The organism is Prosthecobacter gellanilyticus (assembly GCF_007992435.1).
GTDB lineage: Bacteria > Verrucomicrobiota > Verrucomicrobiia > Verrucomicrobiales > Verrucomicrobiaceae > Prosthecobacter > Prosthecobacter gellanilyticus.
This window is the reverse complement of record NZ_BKAG01000038.1, coordinates 44,600-70,169: the sequence shown is the minus strand read 5'-3', so window position 1 is coordinate 70,169 and position 25,570 is coordinate 44,600. Positions and strand designations below refer to the sequence as shown.

Here is a 25,570-nt window from a genome sequence, read left to right as displayed (position 1 = left end):
GAGTCCTCTGGCGCTCTTGCAGGCCGAGTGAGTGATTTTGCGCCAGCTGAATGCGAAGGTCATGGATGCTCACAGCTTCCTCAATACTTCGGGAGACAGCCGCTTCGACGAAAGCGCCGGAGGGCCGGCGCAGTCCAGGACTGCTTCGCGACTTCGATCATCCCCGACAAAAAACAGCCAACTCCGCAGTGACGCGGGTTGGCTGCTCGATCAGAGACTAGGGCTGAAAGTGAGGGGGTGACCTGAGGTCACGGGCACCTTACTTGTTGCACTTCTCGCAGACTTTACCTTCGGCCTTGGCCTTCACGCAGCAAGGATGCGCGCAGTCTTTGCCGGCTTTCTGGGCTTTGTCACAGCAGGAGCCTTCCTTGACTTTGTCAGCGGCGAAGAGGCCGGCGGCAAGAGCGAGGGAGGCGCAGAGGATGGTAAGAGCTTTCATGGGGTGGATGGGTGCTAGTATTGGGTTCGCCAGCAGGGTGGCTTGATAGGTTAACGTTTTACCAAGAGCAGGCATGTCATGTCGAGATCAATTTTTTCGAGGTCGAACTAAGGGTGTGAGGGAAAAGGGTGATACTCCTTGCTCTCGGGCGCTAAAATCCCTGTGATCCACCCATGCCCAAGGCCACCCCGCTCTGGAAACGCATTCTTCGTGTCCTCGGTCTCACCACGCTCATCTGTGGCACCGTGGTCGGGGCGGTTTGCTGGCTTTACTGGGATGAGGTGGAAAGGCTGATCCAGCCGCATTGGCAGGAGTTTGCCCACGGGAAGGTTCTGGAGGCCGCGAGCCGGTATGGGGCAAATCTGCCGGAGGTGGATGAAGTCAGGCTCAAGCTTTTGCATGAGGTGCCGACCTCCAGCTCTGACAAATCCTATGAGCCACCTGGGAGCGATGAGACCTACTATGTCATCAAGGAGAAGACAGTGACGGGAGAGGAGGCGCGGGCGATCGCCGTGCTGTGGCGGCATTTGATCTGGGATCAGGGGGGCGGGGCCGCGTGTTTCCAACCTCATCATATGGTGGAGTTCCGGAACCGGGGCAAAACCATCCTCGAGTCTGCGGTGTGCTTTCACTGTAGCAGGGTTACCCTTCCCATCCTTCTGAGATCAAGCACGATCGGCGTTGTTTTTGGGGAGGGTATCAAGCTGCCTGGCAAGCCGACTCCCTACCCTCTCGAGATGGCGCTGGATGTGCATCTGGGACCCTACATTCCTCCGCCCCGCAAACAAAGGTAGGTGCGCGTGGTGTGCGCGCCCGCATCCGCACTGACGCCTAACCAATAATGACGCATCAATTCAAGGCTCCCTGCGCGGTCTTTTGGGCAGAAGTTGATAACGGTCGAGCTTCTCGCGGACGGTGACGCGGGAGACGCCGAGCCATTCGGCGACGCTGCTCTGGTTTCCCTCTGCCTGCTCGAGGGCGGTGGTGTAAAGCTGCTGCTCCAGGTCATCCAGGAGGGCGGGGAGCGCGCCGGCGGGGAGTTTTCCTTCCCGGGCTTCAGCGAGGCGCTTTTCCACCAGACGACGAAGCGGGACGTCCCTGTCTGGCGCCAGGTCCGTGCGAGGCGCCTGGCTCAAGAGCTGCCGCACCTGGGCCGCGCCCACAGGCAGGCCGCGTGAGTCGATGACGAGACGGCGCAGGCTGTTTTCCAGCTCGCGGATGTTTCCGGGCCAGGGATGCGCCTCCAAAAGAGAGAGGGCCTCTTTTTGCAATGTTGGTTGGGCAAGGCCTAGCTCCCGCGCGGCCCGTGTGAGGATGCTGGAGGAGAGCGGGGCGATGTCCTCCATGCGCTCGCGCAAGGGCGGCAGGCGGAGGATGGCGGTGTTCAGGCGGTAGAAGAGGTCTTCACGAAAGGTGCCTGCCTGGATCATGGCGGGGAGGTCACGATGCGTGGCGGCGAGGATGCGCACATTGAGCGTGATGTCCTGCGTGCTGCCCACCCGGCAGACTTTGCGCTCCTGGAGCACGCGCAGGAGCTTCACCTGCACGGAGGCGGGCAGATCACCGATCTCATCTAAAAACAAGGTGCCGTCCTGCGCCTGCTCAAAGCGGCCGATGCGCCGCGCCACGGCATGGGTGAAGGCGCCTTTTTCATGACCGAAGAGCTCGCTCTCGATGAGGCTTTCCGGTATGGCGGCGCAGTTCACCGCGATGAAGGACTTGCTGCTGCGGTTTCCATGCTGATGCAGAGCGCGGGCGATGAGCTCCTTCCCGGTGCCGGTCTCTCCGAGGATGAGCACGGGCACGGGCATGTCTGCAAGCCTGCCGATCTCTTTGAAAAGGCTCTGCATCTGCCGGCTGCGACCGATGAGCGGCTCGTGATCCGCCGATGATGAGGATGATGATGCTGACTCCTTGAGCGAGACAGGGCGTGCCGCGGTGGCCGTGGCACCGGCGCGCTCGATGACCGCCAGCAGCTCCGGCGGATCAAAGGGCTTCATGAGGTAGTCAAAGGCACCGGCCTTTGTGGCCTCGATGGCGCGCTCGGTGGTGCTGTAGGCGGTCATGAGGATGACCGGCAGACGCGGCTTTGCGGCGCGGATTTTTTCCAGCACCTGCAGGCCGCCCAGGCCGGGCATGCGGAAGTCTGTGATGACGAGGTCAAAGTCTCTCTCCGCGGCCAGACGCACGCCCATGTCTCCATCAGACGCCGGGGTGACCTCATGCCCGGAGGCCTCCAGGACCACGGTCAGGGAAGACGCGAAGTCGTCGTCATCATCGATCAGGAGAAGCTGCATGGATTGACAGTATCGTTAGTTAGGCAGTGGAAAGCTCAGGACTCACCGGGGAGGGCGCTGGGCGGGGGGCCGAGGGGAAGCCTGAGCAGGAAGCTGGCACCCACACCTGTGGGTGAAGGTGTCTCGAGAAACACATCACCGCCGTGACGCCGGGCGATGGAGCGGCTGATGGGGAGGCCGAGGCCGGTGCCGCCATGCTTGGTGGTGGCGAAGGGGGTGAAGATCTGCTCGCGCATCTCCGGGGGCACACCGGGGCCGTTGTCACTCAGGCGCAGCTCGATCCAGGTGCCGGAGGCCTCGCCACTGATGCTGATGACGGAGTCCTGGGAGGCGGGAGAAGCGGCCTCGATGGCATTGCGTAACAAATTAAGCAATACCTGGCGGAGCTGGCCGGCATCCACCCGCAGGCTCACGTCCTGCCAGTGATCGGGCAGATCCATCTTCAGCGTGATACCGCGGCTTTCGACCTCGCTGCGATGATCAGCGATGAAGCTTTCGATCCACTCTCTGGCGGTGAGCGTCTCGAGTCGTGGTGCCTGCGGGCTGGCGTAGTCAAGGAAGTCACGCACGATGCGCTCCACGCGGTCGATCTCGCCATTCATGGAGTGGATCTGCTGCGCGGCCTTCGGGTTCTGCGTGGCATCCACCAGCAGGCCGAGGGCATAGGCGCGGTTCTTCAGCGCGCCCATGGGATTGCGGATCTCATGCGCCAGGCCTGCGGCCAGCACACCGAGGGAGGCGAGCTCACGCTGCGCGGCGGTTTGCGCATCTGCCGCCGCCACCTGGGCTAACAAAGGACGCAACCAGGCGCGTGTGACCAGCCAGAAGAGACCGGCGAGCGCGGCGATGAGGCCGATGACCGAGGCGAAGAGCAGCAGGCGCACGGCGGCCAGAGACTCCTGAAGGTTCAGCACCATGCGGTTCACCTGCTGGGTGCCGGCATCTGCCAGTGCATGGATCTCGCGCAGGAGTGTGGCCTGTGTGTCCTGCAGGAGGGAGAGGCGTGCGAGGCGCTCTTCACGAGGCTGCGCGAGCCACTCGGTGGAGCGTTCCTGGTAGAGGGAGATCTGGGATCTCACATCGGCGAGGCCTTCGCCCAAACCGGTGACGAGATGCACGGGAGGGCTGGCGAAGAAGGTCTGCGCGCGGGAATGCAGCACGTCCACCTCCTCACGCGCGGAGGGCGGTGGCTGGTCTGCGGCGCCGAGGCGCAGCACGGCAGCATGCCACTCCGCCACCAGGGAGGCACCATCGCGATGAAAGCGGGTGGAGAGCTCCTCCTGCTCCAGGACGAGGGCCTGCACGCGCCGCACGGACTCCAGCTCACGCAGCAGACGGCTGCCGATGAAGACGGTGCCCAGCACCATCAAGGCCAGCACGGCGCCGACACATCTTTTCCAAAAGGCGGGAGTCATGCTGGAGGGTTGGATCAACGAGGCGGCACAGAAACGCTGCGCGGGGTGATCATGTTCCAGGTCCTGGTCTTTTTCCAGTGGAGGCTGGCCGTGCTGTGTGCCCGCGCGGCAGCATGAGGGTCTTCCGGGGAGGCGCGGCAGAGCGTGTCCACGTCATGGCGGCATCCAGAGCCGCCTGAAAATGACTGCCGGCGCGCTCCATGTCATGAGACATGCCGGGCAGAGGGTAGAGCTGATACGGGCTGGTGCCGAGCTTTTCTAACCACGCGACATCGTCCTGCGGATCCTGCTCGGCCATGAACTGCGCCACGGGCACATCGACCAGGTCGGGCGCGAGATCCACCAGCGCGAAGGTGCCGCCGCCGCTGGGCTGCCTGCCGAGGAGATCACTGTCTGTGATGCCATAGCGACCGCGGGCCCCTGGCGCTGCCAGCAGGAGTCCGGTGAGCGGCAGCGGTGAGGCATGGGCCGCTGCCGCCGCCACGGCCTGCTGGGCACCGGCGGACCAGCCGCCATACCACAGAGGCATGGTGGCATCTGCATGACAGCGCTGAATCAAGGCCTGGCTCAGAGCCTGCCAGCCTTCGGCAAGGGCCGCCTGATCATAGCGGCGTGAGTCCGCGAACTTCCGGCAGTCCCAGGCGCCGACGATGTAACCGGCTTCCATGAGGTGATGCGCTGTGCGCTCCTCCCAGCAGCTCCAGCCGCCCTCCCCGCTGGCGAGCACGACGATGCCCCGCGGTGTACCCTGGCAGTCATAACACCGGGCTTCAAAGGGGCCTGTGCTCAGCTCCAGCTGCAGGGGTGCGGCCTGGGTGCCTGCCGCCTCCGAGGCGCGTGGAGCGAACTCATAGATCCAGCCCCCAAAGCCCAGCGCGCAGCCGAGCAGAGCCAGGAAGAAAGCTTTTCCCGGCACAAACCCGCCCTCCATGGAGGCGACCCTCTGGCAGGCTGTGTCTCCCAGACTGGAGGGTGAGTTCCGGCTCATGATGAGGGAAAGGAAACGGCGCTTTCATCCTTCATTTCGATCCACAGAAAAAAGAGAGCCGACGGGGCGCAGACGAATCGCTCACACCCACCCTCCCGAGGCGGTTTGTGCGGATTGTCAGAGGTTTAACCCCGCCGGCAAAGTTTCAGAAAAACCGGGTGATGCCGTCACTTGCCATGAACGATGCCGGGCGAGTGCTTGCCAAGCAGCGTGCTCACCGCGGTCTGGCTGGCGGCGGCGCCGGAGGTGCAGGCGCAGGAGGCTTTGTGATGAGGAACACCATACTGCGTGCCCGGAGTGGCATGGGCAGCAGCAGCGGCGAGAACGGCAGACAGGACAACGAGCTTGGTTTTCATGGTTTTGGTTAGGTTGGTGGACGGCCCGCTGAGACGAGGTTGGGTTGGTTGGTGGTCTTGGAGCCGCTCTTTTCTATTGCCAGAGGCGTGCCAGGATTTGGGATCAGGATTTAATCCACTGACCGTCAAAGCCTTATGATTTCAGCGTGTGATGGGACGGGCTCTCCGAGAGGCGCTGAGTGTAAAGTTTCAGTGCAAGAGGTGCGAGGTTTGGGTGCAATGTGGCCGGCTTGGCGAAGGAAAAAGTCTTGATGCCCGTGTGCAAAAGGACTGTCATGCCTTCATGAATCAGGTCAGGCCTCGACGCAGAAAGATCCTTTGGCTCTTCGGTATCGCCGTGCTGCTCGGAGCCTGGGCCTTCTCCCTCTGGGCTTGGTTTTATGGACAGGAGACGCTTGAGCGATTGCGGGAGTATGCTGTCAACTTCAAGCGTGAGCAGGAGCGTGCTGCCGCCCATAAATACGGGAAGACACTTCCAGAGGTCGATGAAGTCAGGCTGGCGCGGATCACCGAGGAAGATCCTGGAACTGCTGGGAGAACTTACCGTCCCCTTCATAACGAAGAACGTCTCTACCATGAGGTCAGCCAGAAGGTCCTCACGGGAGAACCCGCCCGGGAACTGGCGGCCCTTTGGCGTCAGATGGTTTACGATGAGAGCAGCGGCGCAGCCTGCTACATGCCGCATCACGTGGTGGAGTTTCGCAAGGATGGACGAGTCATCTGCGAGTCCCTGGTTTGCTTTCAATGCGGCAATCTTTCCCTTCCGGCCTTGTTTGGACCAACGCTGCTGGGCTTCGGAGACTTCGATGGGCCGAAAAAGGCGGCTGCGGATCAGTTTCTGGCGATCCTTGACCGCCACCTGGGCAAGCACATTCAGAAGCCCTTCAAGGTGCCTGTCACTATCTCCACGAAGTGATGTTGTCTGCCCAGGTGTTGGGGTCGCGGTCAGGGCCGGCGGAGAAGACGAGGGTGCTCGCGGGGATGAGCTTGGGAGATGTGGACAAAGTTCTGCGAGGCGTGACGGCACCGGCCATGAAGGCGGGATTCGGGATTCGATTGTCCAAGTCCAGGTCCGCCATCAGGAAGTAGCATGTGCCCCATCGGTCATGCCAGGCAGGCACGCCTTCCTCCATGACCAGGCCCGAGCGGTTTGGCTTGGTAGGTTGCACGTCCACAAACTTGATGTGGCGAGGATTGCTGCCCAACAGATGCTCCAGGACGGGGCCACGCAGTTTGATGGGAGCTTTGTCGGCATTTCCCAATGTTGGTTCGGCGGGAAAGCGATTGTATTCGGTTCTATAGTGGCCAATGCTGACTTGGATGTCCTTGAGATCGGCCATGGTTCGTCGGGTTGGATCGGCCGAGCCCACACAAGTGAAGATGTGTGGCACTGGCCACATGAACCCAACGACGAGCAGCAGAAGGATCATGGAGACGATCCAGATAAGCTTCTTGCTAAGCCGTGGCTGGCATTCACACATGATGGTATTTTGCCACAAAGCATGCGCGTCTGTAAAGCTCGCATAGCCTGCGTGCGCGAGTATTCGCGATGAGCGTGTCTCTGGGGACACCAGATTTTAAACCACAGAGAGCACAGAGGGACACAGAGGTTTCAATTCAGTGTCTCTGTGTTTCTCCGTGTCCTCTGTGGTGAGGGGTTTCAATAGGTGCTGCCCCGGAAATTAGAGACGCGGGAGACAGCTAGGCTACGTGCGCATTGGGCAACTCCTCCGGAGTTCGTTTTGCGCTGGGCTATGCCGGGTTGGTGCCTATCTCCAGGAAGTGATGTTGTCTGCCCAGGTGTTGGGATCGCGGTCAGGGCCGGCGGAGAAGACGAGGGTGCTCGCGGGGAGGAACTTGGGAGATGTGGACAAAGTTCTGCGAGGCGTGACGGCACCGGCCATGAAGGCGGGATTCGGGATTCGATTGTCCAAGTCCACGTCCGCCATCAGGAAGTAGCATGTGCCCCATCGGTCATGCCAGGCAGGCACGCCTTCCTCCATGATCAAACCCGACCCGTCTGGCCTCATGGGTGGCACGTCCACAAACTTGATATTGCGAGGATTGCTGCCCAGCAGATGCTCCAGGACAGGTCCTCGCAGTTTGATGGGAGCTTTGTCGGCACTTCCCAATGTTGGTTCGGCGGGAAATTTGTTGTACTCGGTTCTATAGTGGCCGATGCAAACTTGGATGTCCTTCAGATCGGCCCTTGTTCGTGTGGTGAGATGGCCGCGATCAGAGCCGAAGCCGAATTCTAGCAGAATTCCACCGACAACGAGCAGCAGCAGAAGCATCAGCGAGATGATCCAGAAAAAAATCACTCTGCGCGGTGGCTTGCATTCACACATGCCAGGATTTTGCCACAAATCATGCGCGTCTGTAAAGCTCGCATGACCTGCCCTCCGATCATTCGTGATGAGAGTGTGTTGGGAGATCCCCTGATTTTAAACTACCGAGAACACAGAGGGACACAGAGGTTTCAATTCAGTGCCTCTATGTTTCTCCGTGTCCTCTGTGGTGAGGGGTTTCAACAGGTGCTGCCCGGAAATTAGAGACGCGGGAGACAGCTAGGCTACGTGTGCATTGGGCAACTCCTCCGGAGTTGTATTTTAGATCATGGGTTGTTCTGGCCTAACCAGGAGTTTCACTCCTGGCTATTCATGGGGAACTCCTCCGGAGTTCGGTGTTTGGAGGCTGCGCTTGGTCAGTGGTTATCTCCAAGTGGTGATATTGTCTGCCCAGGTGTTGGGATCTCGATCGGGGCCGGCGGAGAAGGCGGCTTTGAGCATCGGGAGAAACTCACCCAACGGCTTGGCTCTCGGGTTCGGAACGGCACCGGGCAAGCGTTCGGGATTCTTCACCTGGCCGTCACCGTTCATATCCAGCATCAGGAAGTAACTGCTCCCCCAAACATCATGCATGGCGGACACGCCCGCCTCCTTTACGAGACCAGGTGAATGACCAGGCTCCGCATTCGTAGGATTGAAGAACATGATGCTACGCGGGTTGTTTCCGAGCAAGGCATCCATGAGCGGTCCGCGAACCTTGGCTGGCACATCATCTGAAGTGGCAAGAGCAGGATCATCCGGCCATGTGTTGTATTCTGTTCGATAGTGCCCCAGGGCTACCTGGAGATCTCTCATTGATTCCCTGTGGAGAATCCAGTGGCCACGTTGGCGCCCAGCGTTCAGGATCATCACCCATATCACGATAGCGCTAATAGCCCCCAGGATGATCAAGCAAATGCCCCACCAAGGGATGCTGCAACATTTGGTTTGCCTCTCGCTCATGCAGGCAGTGTGCCGTGAAGGGAGGGGAGATGTAAAGCCTGGTTCCAAACCTGCGATGCCCCCAAAACAAAAGAGCCGCTCGCGCGGCTCTTTTGGAGATTTTGAAGGGCTGTCTTGAAGCGGGCTTTTAGAGCTCGTCCTCGACGAGTTCGATGTTCTTGCCACCGATCTTCTCGAGGAGGGCTTTGGTGCCTTCCTGGCTGAACTTGGGGTCGCGGGCTTCGATGCAGACGAAGAAGCCGTCATCGGAGAACTTGCCGAACTGCTTGGAGGCAAACAGAGGGTGGTTCAGGCGGGGCAGACCCATGAGGGCCAGGAGGCCGAAGAGGGTGGTGAAGGCGCTGAACAGAATGGTCAGCTCAAACATCACGGGGAAGAAGGCCGGGAGGGTCCAGATGTCCGTGGGTTTGGCCTGGACGATCGTGGGATAGGTTTCGGCGAGGGTCTGGAGGAAGCCGAGACCGATGCTGGACCAGAAGTTCGTCTGGGTGAGGGTCTGCAACGTGAAAGCGACGCAGGTGCCGGTCATGCCGCCGACGAAGACGAGCTTCGGCAGGACGGAGCGGGAATTGCCCATGGCGTCGTCCATGCCGTGGATGGGGAACGGGGAGTGGACATCCCAGCGCTGGTAACCAGCATCGCGGACCTGCTCGGCCGCGTGGTAGATGTCAGCCGCGCCGTCGAACTCGGCCAGATAACCATGTACTCTTTTAAGCGTGCTCATATTCTAAAATGGAGGGAATTCGGATTTCGTCATTCCGCTCAGACGGCGGCGGCTTCACGAGGGACGTGGCGGTCTGGGTAGGCCATGAGGTCCTCTTCCTGGACGCCTTCCTTGCCGTGGTCGTGATTGTGCGCATTGGACTGCGGCAGCACGCCCTTCACTTCACCGATGGCAATGACCGGGAGGAAGCGGAGGAACAGAAGGAAGAGCATCATGAAGAAGCCGAAGGTGCCGAGGAAGGTGTACTTATCGACCCAGGTGGCTTCATAGGTGCGCCAGGAGCCCGGGATGAGGTGACGCTCAAGGGTGGTGGCGATGATGACGTAACGCTCAAACCACATGCCGGCGTTCACGCACATGCAGACGAGCATGACGACCCAGAGATTGTGACGGAACGGACGATACCAGAAGAGCTGCGGGGCAAACACGTTGAAGCCGAACATGAAGTAGTAAGCCCAGGTGGAGGGACCATACAGGCCGCGAAGCATGAAGGTCTGGAGCTCGAAGGGGTTCGCGCTGTAGTAGGCGACGAAGAACTCCATGGAGTAGGCGTAACCGACGATCGTGCCTGTGAGCAGGATGATCTTGGCCATGTTATCAATGTGCTTCGGCGTGATGAGATCACTCAGGCCATAGATCTTCGAGACCGGGATCATGAGCGTGAGCACCATGGCGAAACCGCCGAAGATAGCGCCAGCCACGAAGTAGGGCGGGAAGATGGTGGTGTGCCAGCCAGGAACGATGGAGGTGGCGAAGTCAAAGGACACCACGGAGTGCACGGAAAGCACGAGCGGGGTGGAGAGAGCAGCCAGGAGCATGTAGGCGGTCTCATAGTGGCTCCAGTGACGGTTGGCACCGCGCCAGCCGAGGGAGAAGATGCCATACATGGTCTTGCGCAGACCAGGTTTGCAACGGTCACGCAGGGTGGCGAGGTCAGGGACGAGGCCCAGGAACCAGAACACGGCGGAGACGCTGAAGTAGGTGGACACCGCGAACACGTCCCAAAGCAGCGGGGACTTGAAGTTCTGCCAGATGGCGTTGGCGTTCGGGATGGGAGCGAGGAACCACACCATCCACACACGACCGACGTGGAAGGCCGGGAAGAGACCGGCGCACATCACGGCGAAGATGGTCATGGCCTCAGCAGCGCGGTTCACAGACGTGCGCCATTTCTGGCGGGTGAGGAAAAGAATGGCGGAGATGAGGGTGCCGGCGTGACCGATACCAATCCAGAACACGAAGTTCGTGATGTCCCAGGCCCAGGCGACGGGCTGCTTCTGACCCCAGACACCGACGCCGGTGCTGATGAGGTAGATGAAGCAGAAGGCCATCAAACCGGTCAGCAGCACGGACGGCACAAACAGAATCCACCAGAGGAGGGGCTGCTTGTTTTCCACGATGCCGCAGATGCGGTTCGTGATCCATGAGTAGGAGCGGTTGTTGAGGACGAGAGGCTCGCGGTCCAGGATGCGCGGGGCACCGCTGTAGGCGGGAGCGTGGTCGTGGGAGTGGGTGGCTGCTTCGGCGGACATGTCAGCGGGAATCGGAGATTAGTTCTGGTGAGCGCTCCAGGCGGCGATCTTGTCGGCGCCGGGCATTGCCTTGTTCGGGTTGCGCAGACGTGCCAGGTAGCTCGTGCGCGGACGGGTGCCGATGTACTTGAGGAGTTCGTAGTTACGTGGGTGCTCCGGAAGGTCCTTGGACGGGTCTTTCTCGTCTTTGAAACCTTTGACCTTGGCGATAGCGCTGTTCCGGTCAGCCATGTCACCGAAGGTGATGGCATCTGCGGAGCAGGCTGCTTGGCAGGCGACTTTGACGGTGTCCGTGGGAACGCGGAAGTTCTTCGAGTCACGCTGGGTCTGCTTCTGCTTGATCTTGGCGGCCTCGATGCGCTGCACGCAGTAGGTGCACTTCTCGATGACGCCGCGCATGCGGACGGTGACGTTCGGGTTCTTCTGGAGCTGGAGGGACTCACGCACGCCGGTCTTCTCAGGCGTGGAGAGGGGGCCCCAGTAGAGCTCGTCAAGCGGACGCTTGTTGTAGTCGAACCAGTTGAAGCGACGGGCGGTGTAAGGGCAGTTGTTCGCGCAGTAGCGGGTGCCGATGCAGCGGTTGTAGACCATGGCGTTGAGGCCGTCGTCCGTATGGACGGTGGCATTCACCGGGCAGACGGTCTCACAAGGAGCGGACTCGCACTGCTGGCAGGCCAGCGGCTGATGGACCATCTCGGCATTTTCGAGCTGTTCGGCGGTCGGGTCGATATTGACTTCATCCGACTTGGCCTTGTCAGCGCCCCACTCGCTCATGGCGAAGTAGCGATCCATGCGGATCCACTGCATGAGACGGCCTTTGATGACCTGGTCCTTGCCGACGACGGCGATGTTGTTTTCGCTCTGGCAGGCGACGACGCAAGCGGTGCAACCGAGGCACTTGCTGAGGTCGATGACCATGCCCCACTGATGCTTCTTCTCGTAGTCGAAGCCATCGGGGTTGGTCTCGGTCTTCTTGCCGACCTGACCTTTGTAGAGGGAAATGTTTTCCGGGATGTGGCTGTCCAGACCGGTCTTGACGGCGAAGTCAGGGGTCTTGGCGAAGGTCTCCAGAGTGCCTTCACGGTAGACCGCGCGGCCTTCCATGGTGTTCTGGTCCTGGCTGATGGCGAGCTGGTAGATCTCAGGGGTCTTTTCCAGCGTGGCACCGGTGAGGACGAACTCAGCGGCGGCGGAGCGCAGGGGGTAGGCATTGAAGCCACGGCCTGTGCCCTTGGTGTCTGAAGCGACGAAGCCGAGCTGCGTCTGGCCATAACCGAGAGGGATGGTGATGGAGTTCTGCACGTGGCCGGGGGCCTCGATGGCAGGAAGGGTGAGGGTCTTGTCACCGACGGTGATCTTGACCATCTGGCCGTTCTTCAGCTCGAGAGCGCGGAAGGTCACGCTGCCGATCCAGGCGGCGTTGTCCCAGGAGAGCTTGGTGATCGGATCTGGCACTTCCTGGAGCCAGGAATTGCTGATGTAGCGGCCATCATACACACCTGCGTCAGGCGTGAGGACGACTTCCAGAGCTTTGTCAGACGGAGCGGTGGGAGCCTTGGCCTTGCTGACGATGCCTGCGACGGCGCCAGCATTGATCACGCCGGAGGACTTCACATAGCCGGAACCTTTGAGGAAGCCGTCACGCAGGGAGAGATTCCACTTGGTTTCATCGAGGCTGCCAGCGACCTGGGCAAAGGTGTCACGCACGGCCTGATAGGCGGGGTCTTCCGCAGGAGCGGAGCCGTCAGCGGGCTTCTCCACAGGACCGATCTTCTTGCGGCCGAGGAGGGCGAGGAGCACCTCGATCTCACTGGTGCCGTCATAGAGCGGCTGGATCATCGGCTGGACGACGGAGTAGGTGCCGTCTGAGGCACGAACATCACTCCAGGACTCCAGGTAATGAGCGGCCGGGATGTGCAGCAGGGCTGCGCGAGCGGTGTCATTCGGCAGATGGCCGAGGTGGACGATCTTCACGCCTTTTTCCTGGATGGACTTCGCCACGGAGGCTGGGGCATCAAAGAGGAGGTTTGAAGGTGTAAGGGAGACGAGGGTCTTGACGGAACCGGAAGCCAGCGCGGTCTCAAGCTCAGCCGCGGTGCCGAGGGTGGCTGCGGCGGGGCCGCCTTCCAGGAGCTCGATGGTAGAACCATAAGCGCCGAGGGCGTTGTTGATAGCGGCGACGAGCGCGTGGACTTCAGCACCGTGACGGCTGCCAGCGACGACGACCGAGCGGCCTTTGTTGTCGATGAGGTCACGAACGGCAGGAGCGAGCCAGTCTTTGAGGCCGGCAGGAGCGGCGGCAGCGAGCGCAGAGCCGTCCTTGATGTCCAGAAGCTCGGCGATGATGGCCGCAGCGGCTGGGATGAGGCTGGCCGCGAGAGGCTTGCGGTGATCCGCCATGCCACCGGTGAGGGTGTAGCGGTTTTCCAGCACGTAGAGACGGTTCATCTCAGGACTTGGCTTGTCCTGGGCGCGCTGCTTGGTGAATTCCTTGATGGTCTCACCGGCGACGGGGTCGAGCGAGAGGAAGTCGCAGTCGAGGGAGATGATGCGGAGAGCCTTGCTCCAGCGGACGAAGGTCTTGGTGGTGGCACCGAGGACTTCGTTGTTCGCGGCATTCTGGGCGGCGCTGTTGATGGCTTCGTAGCTGAAGAGCTTCGCCTGCGGGAGGGCGGCCTTCACTTCACCTAACAAACGTTGCACCGTGGGGGAGGTGCCGCGGCCGACGACGACGGCCAGGGAGGCGCCGCCGTCTTTCTTGACTTCAGCGGAGATGTTTTCGAGACCCTTGTTGGCCTCAGCCCAGGTGGCGGACTTGCCGCCGATGGTGGGGAACTGGGAGCGCTCCGGATCATAGAGATCCAGCACGCTGGCCTGCGCGAAGCTATCCAGACCACCACCCACGGGGTGAAGCGGGTTGCCGGAGAGGTGCGTGGGGCGGCCTTCATGCGTGGTGACCACCATGGGCACGGCACCCGTGGGGGTGGGCATGGCGGAGGCATACAGGAGGGACTTTCCTGGGATGACCCACTCGACGTGGTTCGTGTAAGGCAGGATGTTCACCACCGGACGGCGGCAGGCGGCGAGGCCCATCATACCGGCGGAGGCGCCCATGAGCTTCAGGAAATCACGGCGTGAGTTGCCTGCTTCCTCCTCGGTCAGCGTGTCACCGGCGGGAAACTCCACACCGAGTGTCGAGAGGAATTCCGAGCGTTGCTCGAGTTCGGCCGGGCTGCGCCAGTAGCGCTTGCCGGTCTGAGGCTCCTCGGGGTGAATCCATTTGCGTTTCATGAGCGGGAAAAAGGAAGAATCAAAAAAGGGTCAAAAGGAGCAAACGAGCCGATCAACGGTGACAGGCGGTGCAGTTTTCCGGCGGCTGGACCTGCCAGTGTTTCTTGAGCTGGCTGCCCACTTCGAGCTGGGTCACCTTCTCACCGTATTTGCCCACGGCCAGGGCCACAAGGTCCTCGAGCTTACCGGCGGAGCTGCCTTCCTTGATGGTGGCGGCGATCTCGTCTGCCTTCACACCCTTCTTCAGGAGGCCGGCGTAGAAGCCGCTGCGGTCGAGCTGCTCAGGCTTGTAGTTCAGATTGGTGATCTGATCCAGCGGGCGGAGCTTCTGCTCAGGATTGCGATGGCACTCGAGGCACCAGCCCATGGACTGAGGTTCGGCGTGCTTCACCACTTCCATCTCATTGATCTGGCCGTGGCAGTTCTGGCAGGAGATGCCGCGGTTCAGGTGAGCGCTGTGGTTAAAGTAGACGTAATCAGGCGCCTTGTGGACCTTCACCCACTCGATTGGCTTGCCGGTTTCGGCGGCCTTGATCACTTTTTCGAGCTTCGGCGAGGAAGCCTTGATGTTGCCCTTGCCCGGACCATGGCAGTTAAAGCAGGTCTGGTTCGTCGGCACGTTCGCATGGCTGGAGACCTCCGCAAAAGAGTGGCAGTAGCGGCAGTCCAGGCCGAGCTGACCGGCGTGGATTTTATGCGAAAATGGCACCGGCTGAGTCGGCTCATAGCCCACGCGCGTGTATTTCGGCGTGAAGTAATACGGCACGGCCAGGCTCACCCCAAAAACGATAAAACCAGCCGCGACGGCTAGCTTCAGGGGGAGCCAATTGGTCCAACGAGGAAAGAAATTGCCCATAAAACGTCAAATTCAGGGCTTGTGAAAAATTTCACAAGCGAGGTTCGAGGATAGAAGTCCGAGGCACCTTTGCAAGGCTGGAAATCAAAAAAGTGGGGGCGCTTGAAAGACACCGGGGGGAACCGCGCGGGACGAAGAGTTGAAATGGGGGATTCCTGCATTTGGACCTCGGTCGACCGGGTCTCGACTGCCCCACCTAAACTTCACCTAAGGTATTGATTATCAAATGGATACTCCATTCCATTCTTGAAGATTACCCCACTTGACGCCATGCAGCTTTGTCAGGCGATTGGCTATTTCCCGGCTGGAAACTCGACCTCGGAGACGACTGCCCTGTGATCAGACGGATACGGAGAGACCACCACGTCGGCATATTCCGGCGACTCGCCGACAACCCTGGCTGCTCTTACTCGGAACGGTGGTCCGCCCACAAAAACGAAGTCGATTCGATCGTGCCGGTCTTTCGGATCGTCGACCCTGGTCCTCGGCGTCCAGGTCAGCCCCCGGTTTTTCACGGGGTCGGGGTAAACGGCGCGGTAGGTATCGATGAACCCGGCAGCCTCCACCGCCTGGGTTGAAGGCCACAGGACGGGCAGGGGGCAGTGGCCCGCTTTCACGGAGGCGGGCGTCCAGTCGAGGTGCGAGGGTTCATTGAAGTCACCGGTGATGAACACGGGCACCCCGTCTGGCAGGATGGTCTTCACCTCCGCCAACAGACGTGCCACTTCGTCACCCCGTGTGTCCCGGGCCGCCTGCACCGCCTCCTCACCCGTCTTTAAGAAGGGAGCCTTTCCATAAGGAATGCCGAGGAGCTGATATGGCTGGTAGGGAGAGTGAAAGAGGTGGGCATTGAAGTGATACAAGTGCCGGCCCGACGGCAGCTTCACCTTGATGCCCCATTTTTTGGGAGTCACCGCCACAATCTCAAACCGGCTGACGATGCCGGTGCCGCCCCCTTGCTCAACATGATGCCAGCCGAGCCGTCTGGCGATCTCGGCGGTGCGATCCGGGCGCGGCTTCCCCTGGGGAGCAAAACCTGCCGTCTCCTGAAGTCCTACCAAGTCCGCCTGGGACTGCCGGATGAGCGTCACCATCTGGTCGAGCGGCTGCTTCCCTCCATCTCCACCGTGCCAGAGGTTCAGACTCATGACCCAAACGATCTCCGCCTGGGGTTCCGCTGCGAGCGACTCAATCGCCTGATTGCAGGCCATGACGACGGCGAGAAAGGCAAGAACTTGTGATGGGAGGTGAATGAAGGGTTTCATGGGTGATTGCCACGGTGGCAGATCATGTCACACCTTCGGTCGGGAATATCGAGTTGAAGATAGCCACGTAGTTCGTCCTTCCTGGATACTCTTCGTTGTGATGCTTGTCCTGGTAGCACTGTAGCATGGCGCGCGTGTGCCCAATGCTCCAGCGCCCCCATCCGAAGATCTCGCGGGGTATGTTGTGAAAGGCGTCTGCAAGATCGGATGCCTGCTCCGCGCGGCCAGCCCAGCCAAGCAAACGAATCTCCACGAATGCCATCGCGACCATGTCGCTCAATCGCACTTGTTGTTCGGCGGTTGGCAATGGGTCGGCGTTCATTCTATGGTCTTCTTTCGATCCTTCATAGGAGGTGGGCATTTTGCCTCGTTATAGTTTGAAGAGCCTGTGGCTATGGTTTTTTAACTTCTGGAACGGCTGGGTCGGGAAGCTTGTCGGAGAAAGGATACGGGAGGAAGTCGTTTCCATCGATCAAGAAGCCACGGCTGCGGGTAGCTTCATCCTTGGCGGCGAAGTCTCCAATGGTCTCTTGCTGGCGGCGGAGCGCTATGCCCATGAGTTCAACCTCCGGGAAATCCAACTGACAGTGCGAAATCAAGCGCCACTGAGGTGAAAGGCAGAGGAGATAGCCATGGCCTTGCGCTGGGGGATACTCGCTGCCCTGGGCGGATGAGCGGAGAAACAGAGCGGTGGCCAGGAAAATCTTCTCCGAACCGCGCTCCACACTGCCCAGATACGAAACCGATTTCAGATGATATGAGAACTGCTGGACGCCATCACGATAGATGTGCGGCGTGAGATGATCCATCTTGGAAGCCATAAGTGCTTCCGTGATCTTTCCCACCAGATTGGGTTGCTCGACGAAACTTCCTGGCTCGGCTCCAGAAACTTGGAACGCGGCCCACAGCAAGAGGGCAAAGATGATGCGCATGGTTCAACTAGTCCGGCGTGGGAAATGTCATCGCCAACCATGTCATCCAAAGCGCAAAAGCACTGACGGCAAGATTGATAACAAGTGAAATGATCAGCGTCCATGTCCTCGGTGCTGTGGCTATGAGCCTCAAACCCACCGTCGCGAGACTCAGGACAAGAAGACCGGGAAGCACCAATACATGAAGTGAGAGCAAGTAGCGGTCACCAAAAATGGGGAACAGAACATGGAGCCCCACAGTAATCCCATAAAGCAGCGGCGCGACCAAGTAGGCTGCGGTTGGAATGCGTGCGATGCTGGCGGGCTGGATCCCCTCATTCGCGGTCGTGCTGCTCATGGCGTCAGCCTAGCTACTTCCAAAATCAGCTCAAGCTGGTCCTCCATGATGTGTGAGCGTGGTGGCGGCAGGGTGGACTCGATGCCGGTGGGTGAAAAGTCGTACCTCAGATAAAGCCTCCGAGCGGGAAGGTTGAGCCGGTCAACGTCGAGCACCAGTCTCCCAACGCCCAGACTCCTCGCCTCAGCGATTACGGCGGACATGAGCGCGTCTCCAACTCCCCTCCCCCGGTGCTCAGGAGCCACCCAGACGGCAAAGACGCCGCGGTCAGGTGGGGCATTGTAGGGTCCCAGCACAGCCATTCCTGAGTCACATGGCTCGACCGCCATGAATGTCACGGAGCCCGACGACTGGAGGCGGCCAATCCACCACTCGGGTGGTCTCTGAGACTCATCCTCGAAGGTGGAGCCAAAGGCGTCTGGTGTGTCCTGAAGCGCAGCCAGCCGGAGCTTCTGGACTCGCTGCCAGTCTGACGGAGAAGCTATGGCTATGATGGGCATATAAAATGATACTTTCAGTTAGGCTGACAGCTCAACGGCAGAGGCTGGCAGGCGAGTGGAGTAAAAGCCAGGCATTTTCTTTCCGGAGACTTGGAGAGCGGCACGCAGAAAGATGGCGAAGACTTTGTGCATGGAGGTGCTGCTCATGGGTGTCGGTTGACTCATTCTGAGTTCGCTACAGCGCATTGCGAGGCGCTTCAGTCTAGGGTCCATCGAGCGCACCCACATCCATGCCATCGTAGCTATCAAGTTCGAACCGATCGGCGAGTGCATACAAAGAAGCATTCCGCTCGAACAACGACTCTGGCGTGTGGGTCTCGACCCTGTCGAAGCGAAGGAAGATAGTCTGACACTCGTCATCTGGACTCGGATCCAGAAAGCCTCTGACCTCGTAACCGATCTCCTCAAGATGGCGACCTGCCTCGGCGAGCTTGTCCCTGTTCACATCGGTAAAAAAGTAAGACCAGCGACACTCCTTATTAATGTCGAAGCGGGCCTTGCCGTTGGCCTTGAGTTTACGGGTCTCGTCGAAGAACTCGATCAATATTTCCTTGGCAATCATACGCTTCCTCGACAGTTTGTTAGGCGAACAACTCAGCTACACCCAGGCTGGGGCACGGTGAGCTCGGAGACAGGATGGACGGCAGGGCAGCACCAGCGCTTTGTTCGGTCATTTGTCATTGGCAGCCTCCTTCGCCATCTTCTGGAGATCGTCAAAGTGCTTCTTGAATGCGACGAGATCACGATATTCACCCATGGGAAGTTTGTGGGCGTCAAAGATTTTAGCTATCGCTACCAAATCAAGATTCTCCGCTGATCCATCTGCGGTGATACGATGATTCGAGCATCCAAAGCAAATCTCGACAAAGGCCACAGGCTTCTTGCCAGCATCATAGAACACAAAAGCGTTGTGTGGAATGTGACACGCTGCGACTGGGTAATCAGGATGTTTGCCAGTGACGGCGGCAATGAGTGCCGTCGTCTGCTCTGGAGTCAAAACAGCTCCATCTGGGTTGATGCAACCTTCCTTCAACGCCATTCCATCCAATATGACGGCTTCTGTGCTTTTGTCATCAGGCCATGCATAAGCCCGAATTTCCGAGAACTTCACGCCGGGCCAAGCAGCGTCACCAGCAAATGCAGATAATGTGGACAGCAATAGAATCAGTATAGCTCGTGTCATGGCGAATGGTGCTACTTTGTTGGGCTTACGTCTAACGTGTACCACCGCCAGGGCGGTGGTGAGCACGAAGGCGGGTCGGCGAGTTGAAGTTGCGGGAGCATAACTGACAGGGCAGCGCCGGCGGTTTGCACCAGCGCTTTGTTCGCCATTGTTTGGTTGTTTGTCTGCGAAGTCGTCGTCATGGTGTCTTGATCCAGCCTTGCGAGCGCGCATGTGCCATCTCCTCCTGCTTCTTCACTCTAGCAATATTGGCTGGGTTAAGCTCCGCGTAGCGGGGATGCTGGGCGAAGTAGGGTCCAAGCGAGCCCTCCTCATGAGTAAAAGCCATCGTCCAGGCTAGGTTCGGGGGAAAGACGTAGAAATCTGAAAACGGACGATCCTCCGGTCTCGTGTCGGTGAGGAATGCCACCTCCCGATCATTTGAGAGGATGACGAACTCACCGCAAATCTGCTTGAGATACTCCACTCGGGCCAGCTCACCCTCCAAAGCCGGGTATCGGCTACCGCTAAAGACGTGCCACATGTATGCCTTGGTGTTGATGCCCTGCCTTTCTGGGGCAAAAACATCAAGCCACTGCTGAACAAGGCTGGCTACCTCATCTCCGGTGTACTCTCGTGGGCAGTTCATGGCGAGTGATGTGTAGTGATGCCTGGAATCGTTCGCTGCAGCGCATGGTTAGGCAACAGTTCGCTAGCGAGGTTGGAGTTGTCCGGCTTCATGTGTAAAGGGTTTCCCGCGGGATTCAGGGTTCCAACCTGCCTCGATTGCATCTGCAATGGCCTGGGTTAATCGGCCTGGATGGAAGTGGAAGCGCTGATGCTGTGGCATGTCTCCGTGGCGCGATAAATCTATTGAGAACTCAAGAATCAATCGACGTCTGCTTGCCTGAAGAGGTTCGACAAGGATTGCTAACCCCCGGAGTTCGTATTGTTCAAATCGGCCGGTTGCCCATGTGGGCTGTCGGTAAACGCTCCACCGGCAGTCAACGCCTTGAACTGCGACGATTCCTTCGGTCATAATTACAGCGCATAATGCGTGTCATATTCTATGATTCAATATGAACCTTACCGGGTTGTGAAGACTGGCGAGTGGGCACGCTCGCGCTCCGCAAGGAGCGCTCTGCGGAATATACGGGGTGCATCACCAACTTTATATTTCCTTAACATATCTCCGCGAAACTGGTCTGATGTCCGGAGGTTTAGAGCCACTGCCATGGAAACCCTGATCACCCCCTTTCATATCCGTCTGGACCGCCGTCGTCTGCTGAAGAGCCTGCTCGCTGTCACGGGCGGGGTCATCACCAGTCAAATCTATGCGGAGGCGCTGAGCCTGACCCCACGTGCCACGGAGGGGCCGTATTACCCGGACCACCTGCCGCTGGACCAGGACAACGACCTGCTGCAGATCAAGGACGGCGGCGTGGCGGAGGGTGTGGTGGCGAATTTCGGCGGGAGGCTGCTGGGGGTGGATGGCAAGCCGATCCAAGGGGCCTTGATTGAGGTCTGGCAGGCGGATAACAATGGCTGCTACATCCACAGCAAGGGCACCCAGCGGGACAAGGAGCGTGATCCGAAGTTCCAGGGGTATGGCAAGATCGAGACGAATGAGAAGGGCGAGTATCGATTCCGCACGATCAAGCCCGGTCTCTATACAGGTCGCACGATTCACTGGCACATCCGGGTGAAGCAAGACGGCAAGAGCATGCTCACGACCCAGCTTTTCATCGCAGGCGTGCCGCAGAACGATCGTGATGGCATCCTCCGCGGCATGGGCACGGACGAGCAGCGCCTCTCCGTGATCCGTGAGTTCAAGCCTGTGAGCGCGGAGAGCAAAGAGTTCGTCGGCACCTGGGACATTGTGATCGGCAAGACACCGGAAGAGCGGGAGCAGCGGCGCGGCGGGCCTCCGGGAGGTCGTCGTCCGAACGGGCCTGGTGGTCCTGGTGACCCGCCGCCAAATGGAGGTCCTCCCGGTGCGGGTGGGCCACCTCCGGGGCCGCAGGCGGAGCTGAGTGATCGGGAGATCCGCGATGCACTGTTTGGGCCTTCGCCGTTTTGATTTGAGGTAGAGATGAGGTCGTCTCGGGGGCGCTGACCCCCGAGAATTCGTGGGTCATGCACAAAGGCGGCGTGGGGTGTGTATTATAGCATCTCACCCCGCATGACCCGTTTTGCTTTCAGCCTCCCTGCCCTTTTCATCGCCAGTCTTGGCTCTGCCGGTGCTGTCCATGCAGCAGCATCTGCAGCCACAGCCCCAGCCGAGCCGTTTGATGCTTTCCTGAAGACTTACTGCATCAGCTGTCACGGACCTGACAAAGAGAAGGGTGATCTGCGGATCGACCAGCTTTCGCGTGACTTCAAGGTGGGGGCGGACACGCACCACTGGGCGGAGATGATCGAGCAGGTGAACTCCGGCGAGATGCCGCCGAAGAAGGAGAAGCAGCCGGCGCAGGCGGAGATCGCGGCGTTTATCTCGAGTCTCGACACACGCATCAAGGATGGTCGTGCGGCACGCATGGCGGCGCGGCCTGCGGTGGCGCACTATCGCCTGAGCCGGAAGGAGTATCAAAACACGGTCTATGATCTGCTGGGAGTGCGCTATGACCCGGCGAAACCCGGCGAGCTGAATGAAGACACGCGCTGGCATGGGTTTGAGCGCCTCGGCTCGGAGCTTTCGCTCTCGCCCTCGCATGTGGATCGCTACTACCGCGCGGCGGAGCTGGTGCTGGAGCGTGCCTTTCCTGCCGCTGCCACCAGCGAGGCGCGCAAGGTGCGCAAGACGGCGGCCGATCTGCGCTACAATGGTGGCAAGGACCAGCAGGCGGCGCTGGACCGGTTTGGCATCAAACGGCCGCTGCGCTACCTGCTCTTCCCCGGCACGGTGCAGAATGCGCTGTCAAACAATTGGTTCGGCAATGTGGGGCCGCAGCACAGCGGACTCTACAAGGTGCGCATCCAGGCCAGCGGTGTCCGCCCCATCGGCGGCCAGCCCGCGCACTTGAGCATCGGCAAGCGCACGGGTGAGGAGACGGTGGATGGCATCCTGGACTTCGACATCACGGCGCCGGAGGACAAACCGCAGGTGTATGAGTTTGACGTGGATCTGGAGATGCCGGCGACGCTGGACTTCTGCGTGGTGGCCACGGATGTGGTGGACCGCCGAAGCGGCGCAGCCTTCCGCAATGCGCTCGGCAGCCGTGGCGGCTACATCTTCACGCATAGCAGCGAGACGACACTGCTGAACTCAAACGCGCCGCAGATGTTTGATGACAAGGGCAACGGTCTTTTCTCGACCGTGCTCTTGGACTGGATTGAATGGGAAGGACCGCTGCAGACGGAGGCTGAAAAAGCTCTGCGCAAGGATCTGCTGCCAGCGGATGATGCAACGCCCGAAGTCGTGGCGCAGCATCTGCAACGCTTCGCGGAACGTGCGTGGAGGAGGCCGGTGAACACAGAAGAACTGGCGCAATATCTGGAATCCTACCGCACGGAACGCGAGGCAGGTGAAAAGCCTGCGGAGGCCTATCGCGTGGCGATGCAGGGTGTGCTGACCTCGCGCAACTTCCTTTATCTTGTGGAAGGTGAGCCGACAGCTCGCGAGACTCTCAATGACTGGGAGCTTGCGTCGCGCCTCTCGTTTTTCCTATGGAGCTCGATGCCAGATGAGGCGCTCTTTGCATCAGCCAAAAGCGGGGCCCTGAAGGGTGAAGGATTGAGGAAGGAAGTGGGCCGCATGCTGACCGATGGCCGCATCAATCGATTCATCGATGACTTCTCGCGCCAGTGGCTGCAACTGCACCGCGTGGGCATGTTCCCGCCGGATAAAAAACTCTACCCTAACTATGACCGCTGGCTGGAGGTGAGCATGCGGGACGAGCCGGTGGAGTTCTTCCGCGAGATGCTGGTGAAAAACCTGCCCATGGATGGCTTCCTCGACTCCAACTGGACGATGGCCAATGCGCGGCTCTGCGATTTCTACGGACTGCCGGAGCCGAAGAAGGATGGCTTTCAGCGTGTCTCGCTCAAGCCGGAAGATCATCGCGGGGGTCTGCTGACGATGGGTGCATCGCTCGGCCTAACATCGGATGGAACACGCCATCGCCCGGTGCATCGTGGTGTATGGCTGAGCGAGGTGATCCTGGCCAAAACACCACCACCGCCGCCCGCGAACGTTCCCGCCATCGAACCCAATCCACCGACAAGCGCCAAGGCCTCTCTCCGCGATAAACTGGAGGCGCACCGCGACAACGTGAACTGCGCTGCCTGCCACGCGAAGATCGATCCGCTGGGTCTCGCCTGGGACAACTACGATGCCATCGGCCAATGGCGCACCCACGAAAAGACCGCGACGGGAACCGGTGCAGCCCCCGTGGTCAATCCTTCCGGCGAAATGCCCGATGGCCGCACCTTCAAGGATGCCACCGAGTTCAAGAACCTGCTGCTCGCCGATCGCGAGAAGTTCGTGCACGCGTTCATCGAGCACCTCTGCACCTACGGACTGCGCCGTGTCTTGACTGTCGATGATGAAGACGACATCAAGGCCATCATGGCCGAGGCGAAGAAGAGCCAGTTCAAAGTAAAGGATGTCGTCCGGGCAGTCGCGATGTCTGAATTGATGCGCAAACGCTAACCTTTTTAAACCAAGAACAAGGAACCAAGAACCATGAACTATTTGTCTCAATCCTGGCTGATCGACCGCCGTCATGCGCTGAAGGCGATGGGCTCTTTTATTTCGCTGCCCTTGCTGGAGTGCATGGTGCCGATGCGCGCCGCGGCGGCGGAGAAGATCACGGCCACGCCACGGCGCAGTGCTTTCATCTACCTGGCGAATGGTGTGCACTCGCTGAACTACCAGATCACCACGGCTGGCAAGGACTACAAGTTCTCGCGCTCCATGAAGCCGCTGGAGAAGCATCGTGACTCCATCACGCCGATCAGCGGTCTGCATCATCCAGGAAGCCTGAGTCATCACCACAACTGCATCAGCATCTGGCTGACAGGTGGAAAGCTCGGGCCCTCGGATCGCAACACGATCTCCGTGGACCAGAAGATGGCGGAGATCACGGCGCAGCACACGCGCTATCCATCGCTGGAAGTGGCCATCACGCAGGAGTCGCTCGCGTGGACGGCGGACGGTGTGAGGCTGCCGGCGCTGCGCCGTTGCAGCGAGATCTTCTCCTCCATGTTTGCCGAACCGAAAGGTGGTATCGCGGCCCAGCGCAGGGCCTTGCGCCGCAAGGGCAGCGTGCTGGATGACAATCTGGCCGAAGTGCGCCAGCTCGAGAAGAAGATGGGTTCTGAAGACAAGGGACGCATGGAGCAATACCTCACCTCCGTGCGCGAGGCGGAGATCCGCACGCGACGTGCGGATGCCTGGCTGGACACACCGCTGCCCAGCATCTCTGAAGCGGATCGCACGCGGACGAATCGCGACATCCCTGACACCAAGGCCGGTGATTATTTCCGCACGGTCTATGACCTCATGGTGCTGGCGTTCCAGACGGATGTGACGCGCGTGGCGACCTTCAGTCTCGGCGGTGAGGGCCAGGCGATTGCCATTCCTGAGATCGGCATCACGGAGTCACGCCATCAGCTCAGTCATCATGGTGGCGACATGGACTACATGGAGAAGCTGACCAACTACGACACCTTTGCGCTCGAGCAGTTCAGCTACTTCCTGACGCGGCTCGAGGAGACGAAGGATCTCAGTGGCAAATCTTTGTTAGGCTCCACCATGTCCCTCTTTGGCAGCGGGATGTCCTACGGCCACAGCCATGGCAATGCCAACCTGCCGCTGGTGCTTGCCGGTGGCTCGGACCTCGGTCTGAAGCATGGTCAGCATCTGGATTTCAACCAGAAAGCCACGAACTTCCAGGGCTACACGTTCGGCCCGGATGGCGGACTCACATCGGCCCACTATCAGGTCTGCAGCCGTCCGGTGAACTCGGACGCTCACATGAGCAATCTGCTCCTCCTCATGGCCCAGCGCATGGGCGTGGAGATCAGCCAGTTCGGTGACAGCAATCAAGTGATCGCACTATGAAGCAGTTCTTTGTTCCTCGTTCTTTGTTCTTTGTTCCTTGTGCGCGGCGCTTGGTTCAGTTCTCGTTGTTGGTGCTGGTTTGTTGGTTCGCCGTTGATGCGTCTGCCGCCAACGAAGAACCA

General features: G+C 59.8%; 26 protein-coding genes. 5 read left to right on the top strand and 21 right to left on the bottom strand.

Annotated features, from left to right (window positions below):
- Positions 1 to 259 precede the first annotated feature (259 nt).
- Positions 260 to 439, bottom strand: coding sequence for a hypothetical protein (locus BGE01nite_RS21045; protein ID WP_146853366.1), 180 nt, complete (start codon positions 437 to 439; stop codon positions 260 to 262).
- A 173-nt stretch (positions 440 to 612) separates the two neighbouring features.
- Here BGE01nite_RS21045 and BGE01nite_RS21040 point away from each other — a divergent pair, with 173 nt between their 5' ends.
- Complete coding sequence (locus BGE01nite_RS21040; protein WP_146853364.1) at positions 613 to 1,233, top strand: hypothetical protein; 621 nt, start codon at positions 613 to 615, stop codon at positions 1,231 to 1,233.
- A 60-nt stretch (positions 1,234 to 1,293) separates the two neighbouring features.
- On the opposite strand, the gene BGE01nite_RS21035 is transcribed toward BGE01nite_RS21040, so the two are convergent.
- The 4 genes from BGE01nite_RS21035 to BGE01nite_RS21020 all read right to left on the bottom strand — a co-directional run bounded on the left by BGE01nite_RS21035 (position 1,294) and on the right by BGE01nite_RS21020 (position 5,495).
- Positions 1,294 to 2,736, bottom strand: a complete 1,443-nt coding sequence (locus BGE01nite_RS21035; RefSeq protein ID WP_146853362.1) for a sigma-54-dependent transcriptional regulator — start codon at positions 2,734 to 2,736, stop codon at positions 1,294 to 1,296.
- Between the two features lie 35 nt (positions 2,737 to 2,771).
- On the bottom strand, positions 2,772 to 4,151 hold the full coding sequence (locus BGE01nite_RS21030; protein ID WP_146853360.1) for a sensor histidine kinase: 1,380 nt from the start codon (positions 4,149 to 4,151) through the stop codon (positions 2,772 to 2,774).
- 49 nt (positions 4,152 to 4,200) lie between these two features.
- Positions 4,201 to 5,139: a serine aminopeptidase domain-containing protein gene (locus tag BGE01nite_RS21025; protein WP_146853358.1), complete on the bottom strand. Its 939-nt coding sequence runs from the start codon at positions 5,137 to 5,139 to the stop codon at positions 4,201 to 4,203.
- 167 nt (positions 5,140 to 5,306) lie between these two features.
- Positions 5,307 to 5,495 (bottom strand): hypothetical protein, encoded by a 189-nt coding sequence (locus BGE01nite_RS21020; RefSeq protein WP_146853356.1) that lies wholly within the window; start codon positions 5,493 to 5,495, stop codon positions 5,307 to 5,309.
- A 283-nt stretch (positions 5,496 to 5,778) separates the two neighbouring features.
- Between BGE01nite_RS21020 and BGE01nite_RS21015 the strand changes: the two genes are divergently transcribed.
- Positions 5,779 to 6,411: a hypothetical protein gene (locus BGE01nite_RS21015; protein WP_146853354.1), complete on the top strand. Its 633-nt coding sequence runs from the start codon at positions 5,779 to 5,781 to the stop codon at positions 6,409 to 6,411.
- On the opposite strand, the gene BGE01nite_RS21010 is transcribed toward BGE01nite_RS21015, so the two are convergent.
- The 16 genes from BGE01nite_RS21010 to BGE01nite_RS20940 form a co-directional block, all read right to left on the bottom strand.
- Positions 6,395 to 6,835 (bottom strand): hypothetical protein, encoded by a 441-nt coding sequence (locus BGE01nite_RS21010; protein ID WP_146853352.1) that lies wholly within the window; start codon positions 6,833 to 6,835, stop codon positions 6,395 to 6,397. The genes BGE01nite_RS21015 and BGE01nite_RS21010 overlap by 17 nt on opposite strands.
- Before the next feature lie 429 nt (positions 6,836 to 7,264).
- Positions 7,265 to 7,789 (bottom strand): hypothetical protein, encoded by a 525-nt coding sequence (locus BGE01nite_RS21005; RefSeq protein WP_170266949.1) that lies wholly within the window; start codon positions 7,787 to 7,789, stop codon positions 7,265 to 7,267.
- 417 nt (positions 7,790 to 8,206) lie between these two features.
- Positions 8,207 to 8,638 carry a hypothetical protein gene (locus tag BGE01nite_RS21000; protein ID WP_146853348.1) on the bottom strand — a complete coding sequence of 144 codons (432 nt, stop codon included), beginning with the start codon at positions 8,636 to 8,638 and terminating at the stop codon, positions 8,207 to 8,209.
- A 274-nt stretch (positions 8,639 to 8,912) separates the two neighbouring features.
- Positions 8,913 to 9,509 carry a DUF3341 domain-containing protein gene (locus BGE01nite_RS20995; protein ID WP_146853346.1) on the bottom strand — a complete coding sequence of 199 codons (597 nt, stop codon included), beginning with the start codon at positions 9,507 to 9,509 and terminating at the stop codon, positions 8,913 to 8,915.
- Between the two features lie 38 nt (positions 9,510 to 9,547).
- Positions 9,548 to 11,041 (bottom strand): NrfD/PsrC family molybdoenzyme membrane anchor subunit, encoded by a 1,494-nt coding sequence (gene nrfD / locus BGE01nite_RS20990; protein WP_146853344.1) that lies wholly within the window; start codon positions 11,039 to 11,041, stop codon positions 9,548 to 9,550.
- An 18-nt stretch (positions 11,042 to 11,059) separates the two neighbouring features.
- Positions 11,060 to 14,332: a TAT-variant-translocated molybdopterin oxidoreductase gene (locus BGE01nite_RS20985; RefSeq protein WP_146853342.1), complete on the bottom strand. Its 3,273-nt coding sequence runs from the start codon at positions 14,330 to 14,332 to the stop codon at positions 11,060 to 11,062.
- A gap of 52 nt (positions 14,333 to 14,384) precedes the next feature.
- Positions 14,385 to 15,098 carry a cytochrome c3 family protein gene (locus BGE01nite_RS20980; protein ID WP_246145773.1) on the bottom strand — a complete coding sequence of 238 codons (714 nt, stop codon included), beginning with the start codon at positions 15,096 to 15,098 and terminating at the stop codon, positions 14,385 to 14,387.
- Between the two features lie 383 nt (positions 15,099 to 15,481).
- Positions 15,482 to 16,453, bottom strand: a complete 972-nt coding sequence (locus BGE01nite_RS20975; protein ID WP_146853337.1) for an endonuclease/exonuclease/phosphatase family protein — start codon at positions 16,451 to 16,453, stop codon at positions 15,482 to 15,484.
- Positions 16,454 to 16,475: 22 nt separating this feature from the next.
- Positions 16,476 to 16,814, bottom strand: a complete 339-nt coding sequence (locus tag BGE01nite_RS20970) for a hypothetical protein (RefSeq protein WP_146853335.1) — start codon at positions 16,812 to 16,814, stop codon at positions 16,476 to 16,478.
- 31 nt (positions 16,815 to 16,845) lie between these two features.
- Positions 16,846 to 17,385, bottom strand: coding sequence for a hypothetical protein (locus BGE01nite_RS20965; protein ID WP_146853333.1), 540 nt, complete (start codon positions 17,383 to 17,385; stop codon positions 16,846 to 16,848).
- Positions 17,386 to 17,392: 7 nt separating this feature from the next.
- Complete coding sequence (locus BGE01nite_RS20960; RefSeq protein WP_146853331.1) at positions 17,393 to 17,722, bottom strand: hypothetical protein; 330 nt, start codon at positions 17,720 to 17,722, stop codon at positions 17,393 to 17,395.
- The gene (locus BGE01nite_RS20955) at positions 17,719 to 18,222 is read right to left on the bottom strand and encodes a GNAT family N-acetyltransferase (RefSeq protein ID WP_146853329.1); all 504 of its coding nucleotides are present in this window, start codon (positions 18,220 to 18,222) and stop codon (positions 17,719 to 17,721) included. The genes BGE01nite_RS20960 and BGE01nite_RS20955 overlap by 4 nt, the downstream gene beginning before the upstream one ends.
- Positions 18,223 to 18,240: 18 nt before the next feature.
- Positions 18,241 to 18,369: a hypothetical protein gene (locus tag BGE01nite_RS29725; RefSeq protein ID WP_281292067.1), complete on the bottom strand. Its 129-nt coding sequence runs from the start codon at positions 18,367 to 18,369 to the stop codon at positions 18,241 to 18,243.
- Positions 18,370 to 18,424: 55 nt separating this feature from the next.
- Entirely contained in the window at positions 18,425 to 18,784 is a 360-nt protein-coding gene (locus tag BGE01nite_RS20950; protein ID WP_146853327.1) for a ribonuclease E inhibitor RraB, read from the bottom strand.
- Between the two features lie 108 nt (positions 18,785 to 18,892).
- The gene (locus BGE01nite_RS20945; RefSeq protein WP_170266948.1) at positions 18,893 to 19,471 is read right to left on the bottom strand and encodes a hypothetical protein; all 579 of its coding nucleotides are present in this window, start codon (positions 19,469 to 19,471) and stop codon (positions 18,893 to 18,895) included.
- Positions 19,472 to 19,583: 112 nt separating this feature from the next.
- On the bottom strand, positions 19,584 to 20,033 hold the full coding sequence (locus BGE01nite_RS20940) for a DUF4275 family protein (protein WP_146853323.1): 450 nt from the start codon (positions 20,031 to 20,033) through the stop codon (positions 19,584 to 19,586).
- 585 nt (positions 20,034 to 20,618) lie between these two features.
- On the opposite strand from BGE01nite_RS20940, the gene BGE01nite_RS20935 reads away from it, so the two are divergent.
- The 3 genes from BGE01nite_RS20935 to BGE01nite_RS20925 all read left to right on the top strand — a co-directional run bounded on the left by BGE01nite_RS20935 (position 20,619) and on the right by BGE01nite_RS20925 (position 25,448).
- A complete protein-coding gene (locus tag BGE01nite_RS20935) occupies positions 20,619 to 21,464 on the top strand; it encodes a dioxygenase family protein (protein ID WP_146853321.1) in 846 nt (281 codons plus the stop codon).
- Between the two features lie 102 nt (positions 21,465 to 21,566).
- Positions 21,567 to 24,035: a DUF1592 domain-containing protein gene (locus BGE01nite_RS20930; RefSeq protein ID WP_146853319.1), complete on the top strand. Its 2,469-nt coding sequence runs from the start codon at positions 21,567 to 21,569 to the stop codon at positions 24,033 to 24,035.
- 33 nt (positions 24,036 to 24,068) lie between these two features.
- Positions 24,069 to 25,448, top strand: coding sequence for a DUF1552 domain-containing protein (locus tag BGE01nite_RS20925; RefSeq protein ID WP_218033056.1), 1,380 nt, complete (start codon positions 24,069 to 24,071; stop codon positions 25,446 to 25,448).
- Positions 25,449 to 25,570: the final 122 nt, after the last annotated feature.